Here is a 22,384-nt window from a genome sequence, read left to right as displayed (position 1 = left end):
CTTCTTTCTTTTGTTTTTCCTGTATGCGTCAGCCCGCACCGTTACCTGTGGTAATGGTGGTGGTAATAATAATGGTGGTGTTCAGGCTGTGGTTACGCATTGAGATTTTTTCTGTCTGTCTTTGTCTTGTCCATCTGCCTTCCAGAAGTAAAGCAAAGCGCACGTTAAGTCAACGAATTTGTCTTTGCACCCGAATGGTGCTGCTGCGCAGTGCTGCGCCGCAGACGCCGAAACGGATTGCGATCGTTCAGGCAGCGCCACAGACGCCCGATCACTCACTGTCCGGCGCCGGTTTTCCCGAGCAATTATCTATAAGTTTTTTTTCTACGTCGTGCAGCAAACGGTGCAGCATGGCGCTGTCGCGCTGCTCCAGCAGACCGATGCGCTGATCGATCCAGTCCGCCAGCTTGGCATCATTGCTGACTTCCAGCGTCACCAGCAGCTGATGAAAGCGCTGACGCAGCGCCTGCAGCTGCTGCGCGTTAGCCGCCTCAACCGGCGCGGCTGCCACCTGGTGCAGCGCCGACAGCTGATAGCAGTACACCATCACCGCCTGGCCGAGATTCAGTGAAGGATAGTCCTGCGCCATCGGAATGCCGGTCAGCAGATCGACCTGTTCCAGCTCCTCATTAGTCAGCCCACTGTCTTCACGGCCAAACACCAGCGCGATGCGATTCAGCCACTGACGCTTCTCCTGCAGGATGGTTTCGACCTGCGCCGGCGTGGCGTAATAGCGAAACTTCGCCCGGCTGCGGGCGGTCGTGGCCACGGAAAAATCGACATCCGCCAGCGCGGCGCTCAGCGTGTCATAGGTTTGCACGTGGTCGAGAATCTCACCGGCGCCGTGGGCCACACGCCGCGCGGCCGGATCCTGCCAGGCGTCACTGGCGACAATACGCAACTCGCTAAATCCCATGGTTTTCATGGCGCGGGCGGCCGCGCCGATATTCTCCGGGCGAGCGGGTGAGACAAGGATCAGGGGGAAATGCATGATTTTTCCATCGAACGGTTAATAACCCGACCTATGTTGGCATGCAGGCGACAAAATACCAACCGCACGGGCCTGAGAAAATAAGATGTTAAGGATGTTAAAACAGGGCAAAAGTGCCGGGCAGGCGCAATTATGCGTAATAAGCAAAATTTATGCGCCAAACCCATATTAAAACATTATTTTTCATGCAATTGAAAAGTTATTACCTGCAGGTTTTACTTTTGCGCTGATGCAGCTGAAATGTAGCGAAAATGCTGCTTTTTGTGAGCTAAGCTGGCATTCCAGTAGAAGTTTTTCATAAAAGTGTTAACGTGCTACACTTGCATTTGATATAAGTCAACGAAGCGTTGTTTTTATGCTTATCGGTTGTTGTTGGTGCTGTTAGGTTGCTGTTAATACGGTTAGGATAAGCGCCAGTCCGATACCCACGGGGCACGCAAATATTCATCCTGACTGGCTGAGCTAACACTGAAGTTGACGTAGATGGATGGTGTATTCCGAAGATCATTTCGTACACCGGTTGCGAACGGCCCACTGTTCAGTGGAACAGTTATGGCAACCGCCGTACGCCCTGTTTTCGATTTGTTGGCAAATTTTAGGTAGCGAAACATGCAGACCCCGCACATTCTTATCGTTGAAGACGAACTGGTCACGCGTAACACCCTCAAAAGTATTTTTGAGGCCGAAGGTTACGTGGTCTATGAAGCCACCGACGGCGCCGAGATGCATCAGGTTTTGACCGATAACGACGTCAATCTGGTGATTATGGATATCAACCTGCCGGGCAAAAACGGTCTACTGCTGGCGCGTGAACTGCGCGAACAGGCTAACGTCGCCCTGATGTTCCTCACCGGCCGTGATAACGAAGTGGATAAAATCCTCGGTCTGGAGATCGGTGCCGACGACTACATCACTAAGCCGTTCAATCCGCGTGAGCTGACGATTCGTGCGCGCAACCTGCTGTCGCGTACCATGAATCTGGCGATGCCGAGCGAAGAGCGCCGTCAGGTCGAGAGCTATCGCTTCAACGGCTGGGAACTGGATATTAACAGCCGCTCGCTGATCAGCCCGAACGGCGATCAGTACAAGCTGCCGCGCAGTGAGTTCCGCGCCATGCTGCACTTCTGTGAAAACCCAGGCAAAATCCAGACGCGAGCTGACCTGCTGAAGAAGATGACCGGTCGCGAGCTGAAGCCGCATGACCGCACGGTGGATGTCACCATTCGCCGCATCCGCAAACACTTTGAGTCGACGCCGGATACGCCGGAAATCATCGCCACTATCCACGGCGAAGGCTACCGCTTCTGCGGCGAGCTGCAGGATTAAGCGTCCGTCGCGAAACAAAAAAACGCCCGTCAGGGCGTTTTTTTATCGGCTCAGTGCCACGGCATAATCGGCACCGCGCTCAGCGCATTTTTCGGTGAGCCATCGACCACTTTATCCGAATAGCTCAGGTACACCAGCGCATGACGTTTCTGGTCAAAGAAGCGCACCACCTGCAGCTTTTTAAACACCAGTGAAGTGCGTTTGCGGAACACCACTTCACCCTGCGCCTTGCCCTGCGCGATTTTATCGCTAAGCTCTATCGGTCCCACCTGCTGACAGGAGATGGCCGCGTCGGAAGTATCTTCCGCCAGACCCAGTCCGCCCTTAATACCGCCGGTTTTCGCCCGGCTGATATAACAGGTTACATTTTTAACGTCGGGGTCGTCGAAGGCTTCCACCACGATCTTATGATCGGGGCCAAACATCTTGAATACGGTGTCAACGGAGCCGATCTCCTCGGCCAGCACGCTCTGACTCAACATAAATGTTGCCAGCGTGACTATAAGATTGCGAGCTATTGTCATTGAGTTACCATTGCAAACGGAATAGATGTGAATGTAATGTACTGTTAATCGAACCGAGAACCAAACCTAACGGGTCACAACCCGCATTGATGTAGCACAGTTAACTGGCAAACCACCCCCGCGCCGTTGTGCAATTCGTGCTACTATTCGGTGACTTCATCGTTGCGCCACCAGAGAGTTATGAGGATGTTTTATGGACCAAGCCGGTATCATTCGCGATTTGCTTGTCTGGCTGGAAAGCCATCTGGATCAACCCCTTTCGCTCGATAACGTTGCGCTAAAAGCGGGCTATTCCAAGTGGCACCTGCAGCGAATGTTCAAGGAAGTTACTGGCCACGCCATCGGCGCGTATATCCGCGCCCGCCGGCTGTCCAAGGCCGCCGTCGCGCTGCGTCTCACCAGCCGGCCGATCCTCGACATTGCGCTGCAGTATCGCTTCGATTCGCAACAAACCTTTACCCGCGCGTTTAAAAAGCAGTTCAATCAGACACCTGCGTGGTATCGCCGCTCGTCGGAGTGGAATTCGTACGGCATTCGCCCGCCGATTCGCCTCGATGATTACCCGATGCCGCAAGCGCAGTTCGTCACGCTGCCGGAAACGGTGCTGGTGGGGCAAACGCAAAGCTATACCTGCACGCTGGAGCAGATCTCCAGCTACCGCGACGAGATGCGCATCCACTTCTGGAAGCAGTTCCTGCTGGAGACTGATACCGTGCCGCCGGTGCTGTACGGCCTGCATCAGGTACGCGCCAGCCATGAGAAGGATGATGAGCAGGAGATTCTGTACACCACGGCGGTGCCGGCCGACCAGCAGGCGCTGAGCATGCAGTCAAACCAGAGCGTGATTCTGGAAGCCGGGGATTATGTGCAGTTCAGCTATCAGGGACCGCGCACTGCGCTGCAGGAGTTTATTCTGCTGCTGTACGGCACCTGTATGCCGACCCTCGGCCTGGTGCGCCGTCAGGGCCAGGATATTGAGCGTTTCTATACGCACGGTGGCAAGAAGCGCAGCGAGCCGCCAATGGAGATTCGCTGCGAATATCTGATTCCGATTCGTCCGCAGCAGTAACGGGCGTTGTCGACGGTCGCCATGAATGGCGACCCTACAGAAGCATCACCGTATGTCGCCGATGCGCATTGCCCGTGCACCCCGTAGGGTGCGCATTCATGCGCACCGATTCAACCGCAGCAACAAGCCCCTACCGTTTGTCGCCGATGCGTACTGACCGTGCTCCCGTAGGGTGCGCATTGATGCGTACCGATACGCGATCATTGATACGCACCGATACGCGGTCATTCTGCGCCGTGCGCTAGCGCGCTTAACGCTGCAGCTCATCCAGCGCCGGGGCATCCAGATGCGACACATCGCCAGCCGTCTCCACCACCCAGCCGGCGGCGAGCCAGGCGCTTTGCTGATGATCGACGCGCGAAATCGAGCAGTTACGCAGACGCAAACGGCGCTCCGCATGGGCCGGCAGCCCGAGAATGGTACTCACCAGCACGCCCAGCGCCATGCCGTGGCTCACCAGCAGCGGACGGCTACCCGCCGGCAGATCGAGACAGGCGTTGAGCGCGGCATGCATGCGCGTCGCCATCTCTTCCATCGACTCGCCACCCGGAATCCGGCCGCCTTCGGTGCCATCCACCAGCGCTTTACGCCAGCTTTCCTCTTCCGCCGTCAGGCCGTCGAGCGGACGCTGCTCCAGACAGCCCATATTGAGCTCGCGCAGGCGGGCATCCAGCGTCACCTTACAACCGCAAGCATCAGCAATAATCTCCGCGGTGCGCCGGGTACGTCCTAAATCGCTGGCAATCACGTGAGTAATGCCCAGCGATTTCACGCGCTCGCCCACCTGATGCGCCTGCTGCTCACCTTTATCCGTCAGCGGACTGTCGGACTGCCCCTGAATGCGTCGGGCCGCATTCCAAACCGTTTCACCGTGACGAACAAGATAGACCTGTAACATGCTTAATTTCCGTTATACTGCGACAAATTTGTCTTGAGGGTTCAGGTAATTATGTACCATGTTGTCGCAGCCACCATCAATCCGGCAAAAATCCGCGCAATTGCTCAGGCGTTCAACGACGTTTTCGGCGAAGGATCCTGCCATATTGAAGGGGTCGAGGTCGAGAGCGGCGTCGCCGCGCAGCCCTTAAGCGATGCCGAAACGCGAACTGGCGCACGCCAGCGCGTGGCGAACGCGCGTCATGTGCGGCCACAGGCGGATTACTGGGTGGCGATTGAAGCGGGCATCGAGGGCGACTGCGCCTTTGCCTGGATGGTGGTGGAGAATGCGCAGCAGCGCGGTGAATCCCGCTCTGCCAGCTTTACACTGCCGCCGGTGGTGATGGCCGGTCTGGCTGCCGGGCATGAGCTCGGTGACGAAATGGCGCGCTTAACCGGCGTGGAGAATATCAAACACAAGGGCGGTGCGATTGGCGCCGTCACCCACGGCCTGCTGAGCCGCTCCAGTGTCTATCATCAGGCCCTGATTCTGGCGCTCTGTCCATTCACTCACCCGCTGTATCAGCAGTAATCAGCTGCGCCCGAGGCGCGCTTCCAGCCAGCGTTTCAGCTCGGGCGGCGCCTCTTTCAGGCTATTGGATCCGCGGGTGATGGTGGCAATCCCGACGCCCAATTCGTTTTTCAGCTCGCGCTGACTGATATCACCGTTGATCAACGCTTCGATAATGCGCAGGCGCGTGCCTAAGGCTTCGCGCTCATCCGGCGTCATCATCAGCTGCAGCAAGGGCAGCGCTACGTCATCGGAAAACGCGTTGTGCATCAGGTCGATGAAACGCAGCCAGTTGTCTTCAACCGGCTGCGGGGAAAGGGGTTGGCTCATGAAGGCTTCCGTACTCATTAACGAGTACGGAAGCATAACACAGTCAGTAACGGCGATTCCACTCGCCGTCGGCGAGAATCTTATCCGGCTTGCCCATGAAGTAGCGGTAATAGGCATCGTAGGCCAGCACGTTTTTCACGTAGCCACGGGTTTCCGAGAAGGGAATGGTTTCGATAAACGCCACCGCATCCAGTTTGCCGCCGCTGGTATTCAGCCAGCTACGCACCCGCCCCGGGCCGGCATTATAGGCGGCAGAAGAGAAGATGCGGTTCTGACCAAACTGCTGATAGACATACTCCAGATACTGCGTACCAATCTGAATATTGGTCTGCGGATCGAGCAGCTGGCTGCTGTTAACGTAACCCGGAATGTTGTACATCTTCACGGTATGGCTGGCGGTGCCCGGCATCACCTGCATCAGGCCACTGGCGCCAACCGGTGAGCGCGCTTTAGGGTTCCACGCGCTCTCCTGGCGGGAAATCGCCATGGCGTAGCTTGGCGTGATGCCCTTATCGCTGGTGTATTGCTGATACAGATTGCGCCACGCCAGCGGGAAACGCTCTTTCAGGCTATCCCACATTTTCGCGGTGATGGTGGCCTGCACGCTGAGATCCCACCAGTCCTGCTCATTGGCGTAGCGCGCCAGCATCTGCTGCTGGGTACGGGTTTTACTGCTGATCAGGTTGGCCCACTCGCTGCGCGCCAGGTTATCCAGTCCCCAGTACATCAGCTCGCGCACGCGCGCCATCTCCGGCCCCTGCACCACGCTATTGTCCGCCGCCGGCGCCTGATCCACCTGCAGCGGATACTCGACGCCCAGCCGCTGTGCCGCCACCATCGGATAGAAGCCGCGCTGCTGCATTAGCTTACGCAGAATCTCTTCCGCTTCCTCTTTGCGCCCCTGCGCCATCAGTAAATCGGCCTGCCAGTACTGCCACTCATCTTTCTCTTTGGCTTCCACCGGCAGCCGGGCAATCCAGGTGTTCAGGCCGCGACGGTCGTTTTCACTCAGCGCCAGCCGCACGCGCCGCTCAATCAGCGCGGTGGATTCGCTGTTCATCACCACCGCATCGCGCCAGCGCGCCTGCTCCGAGGTGAGATCGGCGCCCATCATGCGCCATACCACCGTCTCTTTCAGATCCTGCTCTTCCGCCGGACTCGTCTTCTGCGCCTGAACCAGCTGCGGGATCATCATGCGCGCGTTGTCCATATCCTGACGCGCCACGCGGGCAAAGGCGTAGCTGGTGGCCATGCGGGTAAAATCGGTCGGGCCGAGGGTGCTGGCAAAGGTGGTGACGGTCTGGGGATTTTGCTGCAGCGCAATCAGCGCGCTGGCGGTGGTTTGATAATCCGCCGGCAGCATTTTCGCCAGGTAATTAACCAGGCTGTCGTTGCCGGCTTTCATCGCCAGGCGGATGCGTTCGAGGATGGTGATCGGCGACAGCTGCCCTGACGCCTGCCACACCGAGAACAGCTTGTCGCAGTCGTTCGGTAACGCGGTCCCGCGCAGCCAGATGGCTTTGGCCCCGTCAAACGCCGCCTGCTGCTGGCCGGTCGCCCATTTGGCGTAGTACCAGTTACAACGCGCCTGCACCGGCTTCGGCTCATCCGGGCTGAAGCTGAGCACGCCCGGCCAGTCCTGGCGGTGCGCCAGCACGTTAACAAAGCGCGTCTGCAGCGAGCGCGCCGGCGGCAGCGTCGGATACTGCTGAATAAAGTTTTTCACCGCCAGCCCGGTCTCCTGATCGAGATCCTGCGCCAGCAGGCGGTACTGCAGGTACGGATAGAGCGGATAATCCTGCAGCGTTGGCATCAGCTGCTCAACCTGGTCCATCTGTTTGTTGTCCCAGGCCTGTTTGATCTGCGCATAGCGCTGTCGTTGCTGATCCAGCGAATCGGCCCACACGCTGCCGGCCGTGCTGACCAGACAGATCCCTATCATCCAGTTACGCCACTTCTCCACTCCGCTCTCCTCATTGCTGCGCTCCAGCTTATGCCGGACTCCCTTCATGCTAACCAGGCCAACCGGCTCTTGCCACGTTCTTCACAAAATTTACCCAGGCGCACCGTGATTGTTCAGCGTCTGCGCCGCAATTGTGCAAATAATCATCAGAAAAACTTATTACCCATCAAATAGCTACGTGTTTTCATTCAGTTACAACTCTGGCACGTGCTTTGCTCTGTTGAATGCCATCTTGTATACCAGCTGGAATTCACTCATGGCATCGACCTTCGGTTTTACGCTTCAGGATTGGCAACGTTGCGCACAGCAGGATGCACAGCAGATCCCTGCACTGCTGGCCGCACATCTCGACGCACTCGATAACCAGGATAATGCCTGGCTGTACCTCGCTTCGCCGGCCCAGCTGCTGGCGCAGGTTGAACCGCTGCTGGCGGCGTATCAGCGCAATCCGGCCGCCCTGCCGCTGTTTGGCGTGCCGTTTGCCGTCAAAGACAACATCGACGTGGCAGGCTGGCCGACCACCGCCGCCTGCCCGGCGCTGACGTATCAGGCCGCAGCCGATGCCTTCGTGGTGGCCAGGCTGAAAGCGGCAGGCGCTATCGTCATCGGTAAAACCAACCTCGACCAGTACGCGACCGGTCTGGTTGGCACCCGCTCGCCGTATGGCGCGGTGAGCAACACCTTTAATCCGACCTACGTCAGCGGCGGCTCCAGCTCCGGCTCCGCGTCCGTGCTGGCGCGCGGCCTGGTCGGCTTCTCGCTCGGCACCGATACCGCCGGCTCCGGCCGCGTACCGGCAGGTTTTAACAATATCGTCGGGCTGAAGCCGACCAAAGGCTGGTTCTCGGCCAGCGGCGTGGTACCGGCCTGCCGTCTCAATGACACCATCTCGGTGTTCGCCCTGACGGTTGCCGATGCCTTTAGCGTCGCCAGCATCGCGGGCGGCTACGACGCCGGTGACGCCTACGCGCGCCAGTCGCCACGCAGCGCACCGGCCAGTTTCCAGCCGCAGCCCTCGCTGGCGATCCCTGCCGCGCCGCAGTTTTACGGTGACCAGCAGGCGAAAGCGGCGTGGCTCAGCGCGCTGGAGCAGCTCACGGCGAGCGGTGCGACGCTGCACCCTATCGACTTCGCCCCTTTCCACCAGCTGGCAGAGCAGCTCTATTACGGCCCGTGGGTGGCTGAGCGCACCGTGGCGGTCGGCGAGATGCTCGACCGCCCGGAAGAGATGGATCCGGTGGTGTACGGCATCGTCAGCAGCGGCCGCCAGTACAGTGCCGTCGAGGCGTATCAGGCGGAATACCTGCGTGCCGAACTGACGCGCCAGATCCAGCAGACGCTGGCCCGGTTCGATGCACTGGTGGTGCCGACCTCGCCCACCATTCATACGCTGGAAGAGATGCAGCAGGAGCCGGTGCACTACAACTCGCAGTTCGGCACCTATACCAACTTCACGAACCTGGCTGACCTCAGCGCGCTGGCGCTGCCTGGCCCGTTCCGCGCCGATGGGCTGCCTGCGGGCATCACGCTGATCGCCCCGGCGTGGCACGACCGCGCGCTGGCGACGTTTGGCCTGCGCTGGCAGCAGCAGCTGGCGCTGCCGCTCGGGGCCACCGGCAAAGCGCTGCCGCCGCAGCCCGCCGCGCTGCCGCCGTCGCCTGACCACGTGCGCGTGGCGGTGGTCGGCGCCCATCTCACCGGCATGCCGCTGAATTTCCAGCTCACCACGCGTCAGGCGGTGTGGGTCGAAGAGACGCAAACCGCCAGCCACTATCGCCTGTTCGCCCTGCTTGATGGCCCGATCAAAAAGCCCGGCCTGCTGCGCGGCGACAGCGGTGCCGCCATCACCGTCGAACTGTGGGACATCCCGCTGGCGCGTTTTGGCGAATTCGTCGCGGAAATCCCGGCGCCGCTCGGCATCGGTTCGCTGACGCTGGCGGATGGACGCATCGTGAAAGGCTTTATCTGCGAACCGGCAGCGCTGACGCAGGCGCTGGAAATCACTGAATTCGGCGGCTGGCGCAACTGGCTGACGTCACAGGGGAATCACTAATCATGTTCAGCACCGTTCTGATTGCTAACCGTGGCGAAATCGCCTGTCGTGCCATCCGCACCCTGAAGCGCCTCGGCGTAACCAGCGTGGCGGTCTATTCGGATGCCGACCGCAATGCGCGTCACGTTACCGAAGCCGATGTGGCTATCGCCCTTGGCGGTGACAAAGCCAGCGACAGCTATCTGCGCATCGACAAAATTCTGGCCGCTGCGCAGCAAAGCGGCGCGCAGGCCATCTGGCCCGGCTACGGTTTTCTCTCCGAGAGCCTGCCGTTCGCCGCCGCCTGCGAAGAGGCCGGCATCGCGTTTGTCGGCCCGACCGCGCAGCAGATTGGAGAATTTGGTCTCAAGCATCGCGCCCGTGAGCTGGCCGCCAGCGCCGGCGTGCCGATGACGCCGGGCACGCCGCTGCTCAGTTCGCTGCAGGACGCACTCAGCGCGGCGGAAGATATCGGCTATCCGGTGATGCTGAAAAGCACCGCCGGCGGCGGCGGCATCGGTCTGACCCGCTGCGCCGACGCCACGGCCCTGGAGAACGCATGGGAGAGCGTGCGCCGTCTGGGCGAGCAGTTTTTCAGCGATGCCGGCGTGTTTCTTGAACGCTGCATCGATCGTGCGCGCCACGTGGAAGTACAGATTTTTGGCGACGGCAAGGGCAAGGTGATTGCGCTGGGCGAACGCGACTGTTCGCTGCAGCGCCGCAATCAGAAGGTGGTGGAAGAGACGCCGGCCCCTAATCTGCCGCAGGCCACGCGTGAAGCGCTGCTGGCTTCAGCGGTGCGGCTGGGCGAGCTGGTTAATTACCGCAGCGCCGGCACCGTGGAGTACATCTATGACGCCGCGCAGGACGCGTTTTATTTCCTCGAAGTGAACACCCGCCTGCAGGTGGAGCATCCGGTGACCGAGTGCGTCACCGGCCTTGACCTGGTGGAGTGCATGCTGCAGGTGGCGGCGGACGATGCCATCGACTGGGATCGTCTGCAGCAGGCACCGCACGGCGCATCGATTGAGGTGCGGCTGTACGCCGAAGATCCGCTGAAAAACTTCCAGCCGAGCCCGGGCGTGTTAACCCACATCAGCTTCCCGCCGGGGGTGCGCGTCGACGGCTGGATCGAGACCGGCAGCGAAGTGACGGCGTTTTACGATCCGATGGTAGCCAAACTGATCGTGCATGGCGAAACGCGCGACGCCGCGCTGGCGAAGCTGCAGCAGGCGCTTGACGCTACCCAACTGCACGGCATCGCCACCAATCTCGATTATCTGCGTCAGATCGTGGCGACCGACGCCTTCCGCAGCGGTAACGTCTGGACGCGCTTCCTTGACGGCTTTACGCCGGCGGCCAGCGTCATCGAAGTGCTGCAGCCCGGCACCTTCAGCAGCATTCAGGACTTTCCCGGCCGCCTGGGCTACTGGGACATCGGCGTGCCGCCGTCCGGCCCGATGGATGACTTCGCCTTCCGCCTGGCCAACCGTATCGTCGGCAACCACGCCAGCGCCGCCGGGCTGGAGTTCACCCTGCAGGGCCCGACGCTGCGCTTCCACAGCGATGCACTGATCGCGCTGACCGGTGCCGACTGTCCGGCCGATCTCGACGGCAGCGCGGTCGACTACTGGCAGCCGGTGGCGGTGAAAGCCGGACAAACCCTGACGCTGGGCCGCGCGCAGAGCGGCTGCCGCGCCTATTTAGCGGTGCGTAATGGTTTCGATGTGCCGGAGTATCTCGGCAGCCGCGCCACCTTCTCGCTGGGCCAGTTTGGTGGCCACGCCGGACGCACGCTGCGCGTCGCCGACATGCTGCCGATCTCTCAGCCGGCGCTCGCCGCCTGCACCACGCCAGCCCCGGTCAGCGAACCTGAAGCGCTGGATCGCGCGCTGGTGCCGCACTATGGCAGCGAATGGCGCATTGGCGTGCTGTACGGCCCGCACGGCGCACCGGATTTCTTCACCCAGGCCGCCATCGATGAGTTCTTTGCCAGCGACTGGCAGGTGCATTACAACTCCAACCGTCTTGGCGTCCGTCTGGTCGGGCCGAAACCCAGCTGGACGCGCGCTAACGGCGGTGAAGCCGGGCTGCATCCATCAAACGTACACGACTGCGAATACGCCATCGGCGCGGTGAACTTTACCGGTGACTTCCCGGTGATCCTGACGCACGACGGCCCAAGCCTTGGTGGCTTCGTCTGCCCGGTCACCATCGCCAAAGCCGAGCTGTGGAAAGTCGGCCAGGTCAAACCGGGCGATCGCATCCGCTTTCACCCGATCAGCGCCGACGAAGCGGTCGCGCTTGAGAAAGCCCAGGCGCACAGCGTAACCACGCTGCGCAGCCAGCACGCACCGGCCTTCGCGGTGCCTTCGCTGGCGGCGAGCGACATCGGTTCTGCCACTCTGTTAGCGGCGCTGCCGGCGACCGCCACCACGCCTGCGGCGGTCTACCGTCAGGCGGGCGACAAATATGTGCTGATTGAGTACGGCGATAACGTGCTGGATCTGGCGCTGCGCCTGCGCGTACACCTGCTGATGCAGGCGCTGCGCCAGCGTGCAGAGCCCGGTATCGAAGAGCTGTCGCCCGGCGTGCGCTCGCTGCAGGTGCGCTATGACAGCCTGGTGATCGGTCAGCAGCAGCTGATGACGCTGCTGCTGGAGCTGGAAGCCGGGCTGGGCGACGTCAGCGCGCTGAAAGTGCCGTCGCGCATCGTCTGGCTGCCGATGGCGTTTGAAGACAGCGCCACACTCGGTGCGGTGGAGCGTTACAAAGAGACGGTTCGCGCCAGCGCGCCGTGGCTGCCGAATAACGTTGACTTCATTCAGCGCATCAATGGACTGGCGAGCCGCGAAGCGGTACGCGACACCCTGTTTGCCGCCAGCTATCTGATTCTCGGTCTCGGCGATGTCTATCTCGGCGCGCCGTGCGCGGTACCGATCGATCCGCGCCATCGCCTGCTGAGTTCCAAATACAGCCCGGCGCGCACCTTTACCGCCGAAGGCACGGTGGGCATTGGCGGTATGTACATGTGCATCTACGGCATGGATTCACCGGGCGGCTATCAGCTGGTGGGGCGCACGCTGCCCATCTGGAACAAGTTCCTGCAAAACGATCAGTTTGCCGCCGGCGAACCCTGGCTGCTGCGCTTCTTTGACCAGGTGCGTTTCTATCCGGTGAGCGAAGCGGAACTGACGCAGCTGCGCGACGATTTCCGCGCCGGTCGTGCCCGCATCCGCATCGAGCAGAGCGAGTTTGATTTCGCGGCCCATCAGCAGTTCCTCGCCGACAACGCGCCGGAAATCAGTGCCTTCCGTGAACGTCAGGCCGCGGCGTTTGAGCAGGAAGTGACGCTGTGGGCGCAGGAAGAGCAGGAAGCGCCGCTCACCAGTGAAGAGACGCTGGTGGTTGCCGACGCAGAGGACGATGCGCTGGCAGTGTGCGCTGACATGAACGGCAACATCTGGAAAGTGCTGGTTGCGCCGGGCGATACGGTGCAGGCCGGCCAGACGCTGATCATCGTGGAAGCGATGAAGATGGAGCTGGCGATTGTCGCGCCGCAGGCCGGCACGGTGAAACGCATTGCCTGCCAGGCGGGCCGTCCGGTAAGTCCGGGCGACACCCTGCTGTGGCTGGCTTAAGGAGCAGGTATGAACAGTAGCGCGCCCCGCAGCAAAGGCCGTCCCGAAGCGCTGGCCGAAAAGGTTTATCAGGCGCTGAAGCAGGACATCTTTGAATTCCGTCTGATGCCGGGTGACCGCTTCAGCGAAAACGAAATCGCCGATCGGCTGGCGGTGAGCCGCACACCGGTGCGTCAGGCGCTGTTCTGGCTGGAGCGCGAAGGCTACGTCGAGGTGTGGTTTCGCAGCGGCTGGCAGGTACGGCCGTTCGATTTCGCCTACTTCGAGGAGCTGTACGACTTCCGCACCGTGCTGGAACGCGAAGCGGTGCGCCGCCTGTGCGCGCTGCCGCCGCTGGCCTGCGCGGAAACCCTGACCGCGCTGAAAACCTTCTGGATCGACGATGCCCGGCTGGAAGATGGCAAAGCGGTATCAGCGCACGACGAAGCGTTTCACATGGCGCTGGTGGCGGCGGCGGGCAATCAGGAGATGGCGCGCATCCACGCCGAGCTGACAGAAAAAATCCGCATCATTCGCCGTCTCGACTTCACGCGGGATGACCGGGTCGATGCCACGTACCGCGAGCACGCTCAGATCTTACGGGCGATTTTTCAGCAACACACCGAGGAGGCACAGCGCATTTTAACCGACCACATTGCCGTCAGTAAGGCCGAGGTCAGGAAGATTACGTTGCATATGTTACAGCAGGCTCGGCTTCAACCCATTGAATAACAACAGATAACACAGTTAGGGGTTTAAATGATGAAACGACGTTCGTTGCTTAAAGCTTTCGCGCTCTCCGCTACCGTTGCCAGCATGGGCTTCGCCTTTACCGCACAGGCGGCAGACACCATCAAAGTCGGCATTATGCATTCGCTGTCCGGCACCATGGCGATTTCCGAAACGCCGCTGAAAGATGTGGCGCTGATGACCATCGATGAGATCAACGCCAAAGGCGGTGTGCTGGGCAAGAAGCTGGAACCGGTGGTGGTCGATCCGGCCTCTAACTGGCCGCTGTTCGCCGAAAAAGCGCGCCAGCTGCTGACTCAGGACAAAGTGGCGGTGGTGTTTGGCTGCTGGACGTCGGTCTCGCGCAAATCGGTGCTGCCGGTATTTGAAGAGCTGAACGGCCTGCTGTTTTATCCGGTGCAGTACGAAGGCGAAGAGATGTCGCCGAACGTGTTCTATACCGGCGCCGCGCCGAACCAGCAGGCGATCCCGGCGGTGCAATATCTGATGAGCGAAGATGGCGGCAGCGCGAAACGCTTCTTCCTGCTCGGCACCGACTACGTCTATCCGCGCACCACCAACAAGATTCTGCGCGCCTTCCTGCATAGCAAAGGCGTGCAGGATAAGGATATCGAAGAGGTGTACACGCCGTTTGGTTACAGCGATTACCAGACCATCGTGTCGAATATCAAAAAATTCTCCGCCGGTGGCAAAACCGCGGTGATCTCCACCATCAACGGTGATTCCAACGTACCGTTCTACAAAGAGCTGGCGAACCAGGGCATTAAAGCAACCGACATTCCGGTGATCGCCTTCTCGGTGGGGGAAGAAGAGCTGCGCGGCATCGACACCAAACCGCTGGTCGGTCAGCTGGCGGCGTGGAACTACTTTGAGTCAGTGGATAACCCGACTAATGCGAAGTTCGTGGCCGACTACCGCGCTTACGCCAAAGCGCACAACCTGCCGAACGCCAGCACCGTAGTGACCAACGATCCGATGGAAGCCACCTACGTTGGTCTGCACATGTGGGCGCAGGCGGTAGAGAAAGCTGGCACCACCGATGTGGATAAAGTGCGCGCCGCGATGGCCGGACAGACGTTCAAAGCACCGGACGGCTTCACGCTGACCATGGACAAAACCAACCACCATCTGCACAAGCCGGTGATGATTGGTGAAGTGGAGGAGAACGGCCAGTTCAACGTGGTGTGGCAGACCGAACAGCCGGTACGCGCCCAGCCGTGGAGCCCGTATATCGCCGGGAATGATAAGAAGCCGGACTACCCGGTGAAGTCGGCGCAGTAAGGGGAGGCTGATGGTCCTCGCCCTCTGGCCCGCTGGCCCTATGGCCCTCACCCTAACCCTCTCCCGCTTGCGGGAGAGGGAACCGATCGAGCCAGCACGCCGCTACCGAACTCACCTGTAGCAGCGTCTCCCTCTCCCTGTGGGAGAGGGCCGGGGTGAGGGCCAGACAACGCCCTAACCCTGATGAGGGCCACACCGCACCCAATGTAACCATAACAGGATGATCACCATGACACTCCGCCGTATTCTCAGCTGCCTGCTGTTACTGCTGCCGTGGCTGGCGCAGGCCGGTGATGGCGCTGATTTCGCCGCTGCCAGCCGCACGCAGCAGGCGACATTGCTGCAGCAGTGGGCTGCGGCGCCGCAGGCCAGCCGCTTGCCGCTGCTGCAGGCGCTGCGCAATGAAAGCGTGGTTATCGACCAGAACAAACAGCCGTTCAGCAAACAGGCTGACCAGCTTCTGCCGCTCGACAGCGCCCGGCAGCCGGACGGCGAAACCAAAAAACTCTTCATGAACAACCGGCTGCGCGTGCTGATTGCCAGCGCCCTCGCCGCCCACCAGCTGGTGAGTGACGATGCGGCGATTCGCCTGCGCGCAGCGCAGCAGTTACAAAACGATGCCGCGCCTGACCAGCTGCCGCTGATTGAACAGCGCCTTGCCGCCGAACAGGACAGCAAAGTACGCGCGGTGCTGGCGATGGCCGCCGCGAATCTGCAGCTCGCCAGCCCGGACGCCGCGCTGCGCCTGAAAGCGGTCACGCTGCTCGGAGAATCGGGCGATCCGGCGATGCAGGCCAGCCTGACGCGCTTAACCCAGGCCAGTAACGAACCCGATGCGCAGGTGCGCGCCGCTGCGGCCGCCAGCCTGCAGCACATACAGCAGCGCCTGATGTGGGGCGACTGGCTCGGGCAGGCGTTTACCGGCCTGTCGCTCGGCTCCATTCTGCTGCTGGCCGCGCTTGGCCTGGCGATCACCTACGGCCTGCTGGGCGTAATCAACATGGCGCACGGCGAGATGCTGATGCTCGGCGCCTACGCCACCTGGCTGGTGCAGAATCTGTTCCAGCAGTTTGCGCCGCAGTGGCTGGCGTGGTACCCGCTGCTGGCGCTGCCGGTGGCCTTCGCCGTCACCGCCGTAATGGGCATGCTGCTGGAACGCACCATCATCCGCCACTTATACGGTCGCCCGCTGGAGACGCTGCTCGCCACCTGGGGCATCAGCCTGATGCTGATTCAGCTGGTGCGCATGCTGTTTGGCGCGCAGAACCTCGAAGTGGCCAACCCGGGCTGGCTGTCCGGCGGCTGGCAGCTGCTGCCGAATCTGGTGCTGCCGTATAACCGCATCGCGGTGATCCTGTTTGTCATCGCGGTACTGGCGCTCACCTGGCTGCTGCTGAATAAAACCCGGCTGGGGCTGAATGTGCGGGCGGTCACGCAGAACCGCGCCATGGCCGACTGCTGCGGCGTGCCGACCGGGCGCATCGATATGCTGGCGTTTGGCCTGGGTTCCGGCATTGCCGGACTCGGCGGCGTCGCGCTGTCGCAGCTGGGCAACGTCGGGCCGGAACTGGGACAGGGCTACATCATCGACTCATTCCTCGTGGTGGTGCTCGGTGGCGTCGGTCAGCTGGCCGGCACCGTGGTGGCGGCTTTTGGTCTCGGCATCCTTAACAAAGTGCTGGAGCCGCAGATTGGCGCAGTGCTCGGCAAAATCCTGATCCTCGTGCTGATTGTGCTGTTTATCCAGAAACGTCCCCAGGGTCTGTTTGCCGTTAAAGGGAGGGTGATTGACTGATGAGCCAGCCACTGACCTTACGCGCGGTGCGCAAAGCGCCGCGCCTCAGCCTGATTCTCGGCGTCATCGTGACCGTGCTGCTGCTGGTGCTGCCGTTCTGCGCCCTGCTGCCCGCCAGCCATCCGCTGGCGATCTCCACCTATACGCTGACGCTGGTCGGCAAAATCCTCTGCTATGCGATTGTCGCGGTGGCGCTGGATCTGGTGTGGGGCTACGCCGGGCTGCTGTCGCTCGGCCACGGGCTGTTTTTTGCCCTCGGCGGCTATGCTATGGGCATGTACCTGATGCGCCAGGCTGCAGGCAGCGGTTTGCCGGCGTTTATGTCGTTTCTGTCGTGGAATGAGCTGCCGTGGTTCTGGGCCGGCAGCCAGCACTTTCTCTGGGCGCTGTGCCTGATTGTACTGGTGCCGGGCTTGCTGGCACTGCTGTTTGGCTTCTTCGCCTTTCGCTCCAGAATCAAAGGCGTCTACTTTTCCATCATGACGCAGGCGCTGACTTACGCTGGCATGCTGCTGTTTTTCCGCAACGAAACCGGCTTTGGCGGCAACAACGGCTTTACCGGTTTTACTACCCTGCTCGGTTTCAGCGTCACCGCCACCGGCACGCGTATCGCACTGTTTATCGCGACCGTGCTGTTGCTGCTGTTCAGCCTGGCGCTGGGCTTTGCCCTGGCGCGCAGTAAGTTTGGTCGCGTGCTGACGGCGGTGCGCGATGCGGAAAACCGCCTGATGTTTATTGGTTACGATCCGAAGGGCTTCAAGCTATTCGTCTGGACGCTCTCCGCCGTGCTGTGCGGGCTGGCCGGTGCGCTGTACGTGCCGCAGGTCGGCATCATCAACCCGAGTGAAATGTCACCGACCAACTCGATTGAAGCGGCGATTTGGGTGGCGCTCGGTGGACGCGGCACGCTGATTGGCCCGCTGCTGGGTGCGGCCATCGTCAACGGTGCCAAAAGCTGGTTCACCGTCGCCTTCCCGGAATACTGGCTGTTTTTCCTGGGCCTGATGTTCATCCTGGTCACGCTGTTCCTGCCGCGTGGCGTAATTGGCCTGCTGCGCCGGAGGCGTCATGACTGAGCAACTGTTTACCCAACCGCACCCGGCGGATCGCCATCGTCAGCAAACCGATCCGGTGCTGCTGCTGGAGAACATCAACGTCTCGTTTGACGGCTTCCGCGCGCTGACCGATCTGTCATTGCAGATTGGCGTCGGCGAACTGCGCTGCGTGATCGGCCCGAACGGCGCGGGAAAAACCACGCTGATGGACGTGATCACCGGCAAAACCCGCCCGGACAGCGGCCAGGTGATCTACGACCAGGATACCGATCTGCGCCAGCTGTCGCCGGTCGAAATCGCCCGCGCCGGCATTGGCCGCAAGTTTCAGAAACCCACGGTGTTTGAAGCGCTGACGGTGTTTGAAAACCTCGAAATCGCGCTGAAAAACGATAAATCGGTGTGGGCCAGCCTGCGTGCCCGGCTTAGCGGCGAGCAGCGCGATCGCATCGACGAGGTGCTGAAACTGCTGCGGCTCGGCGGCGAACGCCAGCGGCAGGCGGGTCTGCTGTCGCACGGGCAGAAGCAGTTTCTCGAAATCGGCATGCTGCTGGTGCAGGAGCCGCACCTGCTGCTGCTGGACGAACCGGCAGCCGGCATGACCGATGCCGAAACCGACTACACCGCCGAGCTGTTCCGCAGCCTGGCGGGCAAGCACTCGCTGATGGTGGTGGAACATGACATGGGCTTTGTGGAAACCATTGCCGACCACGTGACGGTGCTGCATCAGGGCCAGGTGCTGGCTGAGGGATCGCTGCGCGAGGTACAGGCGGACGATCGGGTTATCGACGTATATCTGGGGCGCTGAGATGTTACAGGTAGCAGAACTGCATCAATATTACGGCGGCAGCCATATCCTGCGCGGTCTGTCGTTTGAGGCTCGCCCGGGCGAGATCACCTGCCTGCTGGGGCGCAACGGCGTGGGCAAAACCACGCTGCTGAAGTGTCTGATGGGGCTGATTCCGGTCAAATCCGGCGAGGTTCGCTGGCAGAACCAGCTGATTAACACGCGCAAGCCACACCAGCGCGTACAGGCCGGTATTGCTTACGTGCCGCAGGGGCGCGAAATTTTTCCGCGTCTGACGGTGGAAGAGAACCTGCTGATGGGGCTGGCGCGCTTCTCCGGCACCCAGGCCAGCCGGGTACCGGAAGAGATCTACCAGCTGTTTCCGGTGCTGCGCGAGATGAAAACGCGGCGCGGCGGCGATCTGTCAGGCGGCCAGCAGCAGCAGCTGGCGATCGGCCGGGCGCTGGCCTGCCAGCCGCAGCTGTTGATCCTCGATGAGCCGACCGAAGGGATCCAGCCGTCGGTGATCAAAGAGATCGGTGCGGTGATCCGCCAGCTGGCACAGCGCGGTGACATGGCGATCCTGCTGGTCGAGCAGTTTTACGATTTCGCCGCCGAACTGGCCGACAGCTATCTGGTGATGTCGCGCGGCGAAATTGTGCAGCGTGGCGCAGGGGCGAATATGGAGAGCGAGGGCGTGCGCGGGCTGGTGGCGATTTAGCCGTGCGGCGGGCGGGCAGGCAGAAGACAGGTTGTTAATCTGCAAGAAAAAACTTATGTTTACCCTCCACCCGGCCATTCCGGCCGCAGCGAAGGTTGAGCGAACTGTTACTGATGGAAACCCGCCGCGACGAACGAATCAATAAGCTGGCGCAGGCGCTGAAACACAGCGACACCCTGCACTTAAAACAGGCCGCGCAGCTGCTGGGCGTGTCAGAAATGACCATCCGCCGCGATTTAACCGGCGCGACGCAGGGCGTGGTGCTGCTGGGTGGCTATGTGATGCGCGACCCGCGGCAGAACGTGGCGCACTATTTTGTCAGCGACCAGCAAAACCTCAACGTCAGCAAGAAACGTCTGCTGGCACAGCGGGCTGCCGCGCTGGTACAGGCCAACGACACGGTGTTTTTCGACTGCGGCACCACATTGCCGCTGGTGATAGAAGCGATCGATAACGATCTGCCCTTCACCGCCATCTGCAGCGCGATCAACACCTTTCTGGCGTTAAAAGAGAAGCCGCACTGTCGGGTGATTCTGTGCGGCGGCGAATTCCACGCCGATAACGCCGTGTTTACCCCGCTCGAGCAGGTCACGGTGCTGGATGCGCTCTGCCCCAATAAAGCCTTCATCTCTGCCGCCGGCATGGACGCCGCGCAGGGTGCCACCTGTTATAACCTCAATGAACTGCCCATCAAGCATCTGGCGCTGCAGCGGGCGCAGACCAAAATCGTGGTCGGCGACAGCAGCAAGTACGGCAAGGTACTGCCGGCGCGCATTGGCGACTTCTCGCTGTTTGATATGCTGGTCAGCGACAGCCCGCCTCCGCCCGCGCTGCTCGCCGTGCTGCAGGCGGCCAGGCTCACCCTGCACTGCGGCTAGCATTATTCCGCCGCTGCGGAAGATTGCGCGCAATGCGGCTGTGATTGCCGGGTGAAAACGGCTAAACTTCAGCATCTGACGTTCCACCCATTACAGACCAAGAGGCTCATCACAACGTGGCTCAATTCGTCTATAGCATGCATCGCGTCGGCAAAGTGGTTCCGCCGAAGCGTCACATTCTGAAGAATATCTCCCTTAGCTTTTTCCCTGGCGCCAAAATTGGCGTACTCGGCCTGAACGGCGCGGGTAAATCGACCCTGCTGCGCATCATGGCCGGCATTGATAAAGATATCGAAGGGGAAGCTCGCCCGCAGCCGGGCATCAAAGTCGGCTATCTGCCGCAGGAACCTCAGCTGAACCCTGAACACACCGTGCGTGAGTCGGTGGAAGAAGCGGTCGCGGAAGTGGTTGGCGCGCTGAAGCGTCTCGACGAAGTGTACGCGCTGTACGCCGATCCGGATGCCGACTTCGACAAGCTGGCCGCTGAGCAGGGCCGTCTGGAAGAAGTGATCCAGGCACACGACGGGCACAACCTGGAAACCCAGCTGAACCGCGCTGCCGATGCCATGCGTCTGCCGGAGTGGGATGCCAAAATCGCCAACCTGTCCGGTGGTGAACGCCGCCGCGTCGCGCTGTGCCGTCTGCTGCTGGAAAAGCCAGACATGCTGCTGCTCGACGAACCGACCAACCACCTGGATGCCGAATCCGTCGCGTGGCTGGAGCGTTTCCTGCACGACTTCGAAGGCACCGTGGTAGCCATCACCCACGACCGTTACTTCCTCGATAACGTTGCCGGCTGGATTCTGGAGCTGGACCGTGGTGAAGGCATTCCATGGGAAGGCAACTACTCCTCATGGCTGGAGCAGAAAGATCAGCGTCTGGCGCAGGAGGCTTCTCAGGAAGCGGCGCGTCGCAAATCGATCGAGAAAGAGCTGGAGTGGGTGCGTCAGGGCGCGAAAGGCCGTCAGTCTAAGGGCAAAGCCCGTCTGGCGCGCTTTGAAGAGCTCAACAATACCGATTATCAGAAACGTAACGAGACCAACGAACTGTTCATTCCACCTGGCGCGCGCCTCGGCGACAAAGTGCTGGAAGTGAAGAACCTGAGCAAAGCGTATGGCGATCGCGTGCTGATTGACGATCTGTCGTTCTCGCTGCCGAAAGGCGCTATCGTCGGCATCATCGGCCCTAACGGCGCCGGTAAATCGACGCTGTTCCGCATGATGTCAGGCCAGGAGCAGCCGGATTCCGGCAGCATTGAGCTGGGCGAAACCGTGAAGCTGGCGTCGGTCGATCAGTTCCGCGATGCGATGGATAATTCAAAAACCGTGTGGGAAGAAGTTTCTGGCGGTCAGGACATTATGCGCATCGGCAACACCGAAATGCCAAGCCGCGCTTATGTCGGTCGCTTTAACTTCAAGGGTACCGATCAGGGCAAACGCGTCGGCGAACTGTCCGGCGGTGAGCGTGGTCGTCTGCACCTGGCGAAACTGCTGCAGGTGGGCGGCAACCTGCTGCTGCTCGATGAGCCAACCAACGACCTGGATATCGAAACCCTGCGCGCACTGGAAAACGCCCTGCTGGAGTTCCCGGGCTGCGCGATGGTGATCTCGCACGACCGCTGGTTCCTCGACCGTATCGCCACCCACATCATCGACTATCAGGATGAAGGTAAGGTGGAGTTCTTCGAAGGTAACTTTACCGAGTACGAAGAGTACAAGAAACGCACCCTCGGCGCCGAAGCGCTGGAACCGAAGCGTATCAAGTACAAGCGCATGGCGAAGTAATCGCTGTGATAACAAAAAGGCGCCGCGGCGCCTT

At 60.8% G+C, this 22,384-nt stretch carries 19 protein-coding genes and 1 other annotated feature (1 of these 20 cut by a window edge); of the genes, 13 read left to right on the top strand and 6 right to left on the bottom strand.

The features are described from left to right. Positions 1-93: a sequence feature (Thr leader region), on the bottom strand (it extends 31 nt beyond the left edge of the window). Beyond that, on the bottom strand, positions 29-100 hold the full coding sequence (thrL, locus tag AC6I8F_RS03815; RefSeq protein WP_128601299.1) for a thr operon leader peptide: 72 nt from the start codon (positions 98-100) through the stop codon (positions 29-31). It overlaps the preceding feature by 65 nt. Before the next feature lie 171 nt (positions 101-271). Beyond that, on the bottom strand, positions 272-991 hold the full coding sequence (locus AC6I8F_RS03810; protein WP_150361804.1) for a tRNA/rRNA methyltransferase: 720 nt from the start codon (positions 989-991) through the stop codon (positions 272-274). Positions 992-1,600: 609 nt separating this feature from the next. Between AC6I8F_RS03810 and arcA the strand changes: the two genes are divergently transcribed. Next, positions 1,601-2,317 (top strand): two-component system response regulator ArcA, encoded by a 717-nt coding sequence (gene arcA / locus AC6I8F_RS03805; RefSeq protein WP_021508652.1) that lies wholly within the window; start codon positions 1,601-1,603, stop codon positions 2,315-2,317. A gap of 50 nt (positions 2,318-2,367) precedes the next feature. On the opposite strand, the gene creA is transcribed toward arcA, so the two are convergent. Beyond that, a complete protein-coding gene (creA, locus tag AC6I8F_RS03800; RefSeq protein ID WP_022548913.1) occupies positions 2,368-2,841 on the bottom strand; it encodes a protein CreA in 474 nt (157 codons plus the stop codon). A gap of 193 nt (positions 2,842-3,034) precedes the next feature. Here creA and robA point away from each other — a divergent pair, with 193 nt between their 5' ends. Next, complete coding sequence (gene robA / locus AC6I8F_RS03795; protein ID WP_021508651.1) at positions 3,035-3,910, top strand: MDR efflux pump AcrAB transcriptional activator RobA; 876 nt, start codon at positions 3,035-3,037, stop codon at positions 3,908-3,910. Between the two features lie 250 nt (positions 3,911-4,160). On the opposite strand, the gene gpmB is transcribed toward robA, so the two are convergent. Next, a complete protein-coding gene (gpmB, locus tag AC6I8F_RS03790; protein ID WP_058781605.1) occupies positions 4,161-4,808 on the bottom strand; it encodes a 2,3-diphosphoglycerate-dependent phosphoglycerate mutase GpmB in 648 nt (215 codons plus the stop codon). Between the two features lie 51 nt (positions 4,809-4,859). Between gpmB and yjjX the strand changes: the two genes are divergently transcribed. Next, the gene (gene yjjX, locus AC6I8F_RS03785) at positions 4,860-5,378 is read left to right on the top strand and encodes an inosine/xanthosine triphosphatase (protein ID WP_141496366.1); all 519 of its coding nucleotides are present in this window, start codon (positions 4,860-4,862) and stop codon (positions 5,376-5,378) included. Here the strand turns inward: yjjX and trpR are convergent, their stop codons facing one another. Continuing rightward, on the bottom strand, positions 5,379-5,687 hold the full coding sequence (trpR, locus tag AC6I8F_RS03780) for a trp operon repressor (RefSeq protein ID WP_021508685.1): 309 nt from the start codon (positions 5,685-5,687) through the stop codon (positions 5,379-5,381). A gap of 43 nt (positions 5,688-5,730) precedes the next feature. Further along, on the bottom strand, positions 5,731-7,650 hold the full coding sequence (gene sltY, locus AC6I8F_RS03775) for a murein transglycosylase (RefSeq protein WP_498028781.1): 1,920 nt from the start codon (positions 7,648-7,650) through the stop codon (positions 5,731-5,733). A 256-nt stretch (positions 7,651-7,906) separates the two neighbouring features. Between sltY and atzF the strand changes: the two genes are divergently transcribed. The 10 genes from atzF (at position 7,907) to ettA (ending at position 22,350) form a co-directional block, all read left to right on the top strand. Continuing rightward, on the top strand, positions 7,907-9,703 hold the full coding sequence (gene atzF / locus AC6I8F_RS03770) for an allophanate hydrolase (RefSeq protein WP_498028545.1): 1,797 nt from the start codon (positions 7,907-7,909) through the stop codon (positions 9,701-9,703). 2 nt (positions 9,704-9,705) lie between these two features. Beyond that, a complete protein-coding gene (gene uca, locus AC6I8F_RS03765; RefSeq protein ID WP_282954882.1) occupies positions 9,706-13,323 on the top strand; it encodes an urea carboxylase in 3,618 nt (1,205 codons plus the stop codon). Positions 13,324-13,332: 9 nt separating this feature from the next. Then, a complete protein-coding gene (locus tag AC6I8F_RS03760) occupies positions 13,333-14,034 on the top strand; it encodes a GntR family transcriptional regulator (RefSeq protein WP_104093707.1) in 702 nt (233 codons plus the stop codon). 30 nt (positions 14,035-14,064) lie between these two features. Beyond that, positions 14,065-15,333, top strand: a complete 1,269-nt coding sequence (gene urtA / locus AC6I8F_RS03755; RefSeq protein WP_031279577.1) for an urea ABC transporter substrate-binding protein — start codon at positions 14,065-14,067, stop codon at positions 15,331-15,333. Between the two features lie 229 nt (positions 15,334-15,562). Then, positions 15,563-17,128, top strand: a complete 1,566-nt coding sequence (gene urtB / locus AC6I8F_RS03750) for an urea ABC transporter permease subunit UrtB (protein WP_498028544.1) — start codon at positions 15,563-15,565, stop codon at positions 17,126-17,128. Continuing rightward, on the top strand, positions 17,128-18,204 hold the full coding sequence (urtC, locus tag AC6I8F_RS03745) for an urea ABC transporter permease subunit UrtC (protein WP_498007997.1): 1,077 nt from the start codon (positions 17,128-17,130) through the stop codon (positions 18,202-18,204). The genes urtB and urtC overlap by 1 nt, the downstream gene beginning before the upstream one ends. Further along, positions 18,197-18,988 carry an urea ABC transporter ATP-binding protein UrtD gene (gene urtD / locus AC6I8F_RS03740; protein ID WP_058771510.1) on the top strand — a complete coding sequence of 264 codons (792 nt, stop codon included), beginning with the start codon at positions 18,197-18,199 and terminating at the stop codon, positions 18,986-18,988. The genes urtC and urtD overlap by 8 nt, the downstream gene beginning before the upstream one ends. 1 nt (position 18,989) lies before the next feature. Continuing rightward, complete coding sequence (urtE, locus tag AC6I8F_RS03735; protein ID WP_021506813.1) at positions 18,990-19,688, top strand: urea ABC transporter ATP-binding subunit UrtE; 699 nt, start codon at positions 18,990-18,992, stop codon at positions 19,686-19,688. Between the two features lie 113 nt (positions 19,689-19,801). After that, entirely contained in the window at positions 19,802-20,566 is a 765-nt protein-coding gene (gene deoR, locus AC6I8F_RS03730) for a DNA-binding transcriptional repressor DeoR (protein ID WP_058757230.1), read from the top strand. A 116-nt stretch (positions 20,567-20,682) separates the two neighbouring features. Further along, positions 20,683-22,350: an energy-dependent translational throttle protein EttA gene (gene ettA / locus AC6I8F_RS03725; RefSeq protein ID WP_071813584.1), complete on the top strand. Its 1,668-nt coding sequence runs from the start codon at positions 20,683-20,685 to the stop codon at positions 22,348-22,350. Positions 22,351-22,384: the final 34 nt, after the last annotated feature.

It is taken from the genome of gamma proteobacterium symbiont of Axiagastus rosmarus, assembly GCF_059730925.1.
Note: the sequence above shows the minus strand (reverse complement) of the source record. Positions and strands in the feature narration are given on the sequence as shown.

Excerpts from the sequence above, each read along its gene's own strand:
- AC6I8F_RS03810 (WP_150361804.1), bottom strand. The coding sequence starts at position 991 with ATGCATTTCCCCCTGATCCTTGTCTCACCCGCTCGCCCGGAGAATATC.
- arcA (WP_021508652.1), top strand. The coding sequence starts at position 1,601 with ATGCAGACCCCGCACATTCTTATCGTTGAAGACGAACTGGTCACGCGT.
- creA (WP_022548913.1), bottom strand. The coding sequence starts at position 2,841 with ATGACAATAGCTCGCAATCTTATAGTCACGCTGGCAACATTTATGTTG.
- robA (WP_021508651.1), top strand. The coding sequence starts at position 3,035 with ATGGACCAAGCCGGTATCATTCGCGATTTGCTTGTCTGGCTGGAAAGC.
- gpmB (WP_058781605.1), bottom strand. The coding sequence starts at position 4,808 with ATGTTACAGGTCTATCTTGTTCGTCACGGTGAAACGGTTTGGAATGCG.
- yjjX (WP_141496366.1), top strand. The coding sequence starts at position 4,860 with ATGTACCATGTTGTCGCAGCCACCATCAATCCGGCAAAAATCCGCGCA.
- trpR (WP_021508685.1), bottom strand. The coding sequence starts at position 5,687 with ATGAGCCAACCCCTTTCCCCGCAGCCGGTTGAAGACAACTGGCTGCGT.
- atzF (WP_498028545.1), top strand. The coding sequence starts at position 7,907 with ATGGCATCGACCTTCGGTTTTACGCTTCAGGATTGGCAACGTTGCGCA.
- uca (WP_282954882.1), top strand. The coding sequence starts at position 9,706 with ATGTTCAGCACCGTTCTGATTGCTAACCGTGGCGAAATCGCCTGTCGT.
- AC6I8F_RS03760 (WP_104093707.1), top strand. The coding sequence starts at position 13,333 with ATGAACAGTAGCGCGCCCCGCAGCAAAGGCCGTCCCGAAGCGCTGGCC.
- urtA (WP_031279577.1), top strand. The coding sequence starts at position 14,065 with ATGAAACGACGTTCGTTGCTTAAAGCTTTCGCGCTCTCCGCTACCGTT.
- urtB (WP_498028544.1), top strand. The coding sequence starts at position 15,563 with ATGACACTCCGCCGTATTCTCAGCTGCCTGCTGTTACTGCTGCCGTGG.
- urtC (WP_498007997.1), top strand. The coding sequence starts at position 17,128 with ATGAGCCAGCCACTGACCTTACGCGCGGTGCGCAAAGCGCCGCGCCTC.
- urtD (WP_058771510.1), top strand. The coding sequence starts at position 18,197 with ATGACTGAGCAACTGTTTACCCAACCGCACCCGGCGGATCGCCATCGT.
- urtE (WP_021506813.1), top strand. The coding sequence starts at position 18,990 with ATGTTACAGGTAGCAGAACTGCATCAATATTACGGCGGCAGCCATATC.
- deoR (WP_058757230.1), top strand. The coding sequence starts at position 19,802 with ATGGAAACCCGCCGCGACGAACGAATCAATAAGCTGGCGCAGGCGCTG.